At 72.2% G+C, this 1,069-nt stretch carries 1 protein-coding gene; it reads left to right on the top strand.

The genetic code is table 11. From position 1 onward, the window contains the following. The coding region (locus QMX83_RS21510; RefSeq protein WP_282298656.1) for an HDOD domain-containing protein at nt 1-1,008 on the top strand (1,008 nt) is incomplete at its 5' end. Nucleotides 1,009-1,069: the final 61 nt, after the last annotated feature.

The raw sequence follows: 1,069 nt of genomic DNA on the forward strand, positions 1-1,069 counted from the left end.
GCCGATGCCCGCCCGCCACGGCCTTCCGAGGCCGGCAGGCCGGCCACGCCGCCGCCCGCGGGCGACGCCGGGCCGATCCTGCAGGCGGGATTGCATGCGCTGGCGCTGGTACCCCGCAGTGGCGGTGCGCGGGAAACCGCGGCGGCTGACGAGAACGCACTGCGGCAGGCTGTGACCCAGTCACTGGAGGCGCAGGACTGGTCGGCCCGTCACTTGCCGCGTCGGCCGCAGCTGCTGCCGCAGCTGATCCAGACCGTCAACGACAGTGACGCATCTGCCCGCGCGATGGCGGTCATCATTGGCCAGGACCCGGTGCTGACCGGCAACCTGCTGCGCATCGCCAACAGCCCGCTGTACCGTCTGCAGGCCAAGCCGGTGGACAGCCTGCAGCGTGCGGTGACCCTGGTCGGCACCGACGGCATCCGCCAGATCATCAGCGCGGTGCTGGTGCAGCCGGTCATGCAGCTGCACTGCGAGGCGTTTCCGCAGTTCGGCACGGTGATCTGGGAGCACGCCCTGCTGGCGTCGCGTGCAGCCGCCGACCATGCTCGGCGGGTCACCCAGGAAGATGGCTTCGCCGCCCAGTGGATGGGGCTGACCCAAGGGCTGGGCGCGGCGTTGGTGATGCGTCACCTGCTGGACGCAGCAACTCGTCGCGCCGACCCGCCGCCTTCACAGGAACTGGCCAGCCAGCTGCTGGACACTTGGACGCTGCCGGTGGCCGGCCGTATTGCCGCGGCCTGGGAGCTGCCACCGGCGGTGCACACGGCGCTGCTGCGGGAGGGCGGTGATTCTGACGGCGGGCTGGCGGGCAGTCTGCGTTTCGCGCGCGCCGCCGCTGCCGCGAGCCTGCTGTGCCGGCATGGTCGCATCGGCCAGGCGCAGGCGCTGGCGCTGCTGGAACAGCAGGCGGACACGCCGCCGCACGCGCTGCAGTGGATCTGGCGACGCCTGCACGGCGGCGGCGTGGAAACACTGGACGACGAAGACGTCGCCCGGGACGCCTGATCGCGAAACGGTAGCGCCGGCCGTTGGCCGGCCCTCAGCGATGCATGGGCCGGCCAACGGC

It is taken from the genome of Stenotrophomonas sp. PS02289 (genome assembly GCF_029960115.1).
Classification (GTDB): Bacteria; Pseudomonadota; Gammaproteobacteria; order Xanthomonadales; family Xanthomonadaceae; genus Stenotrophomonas.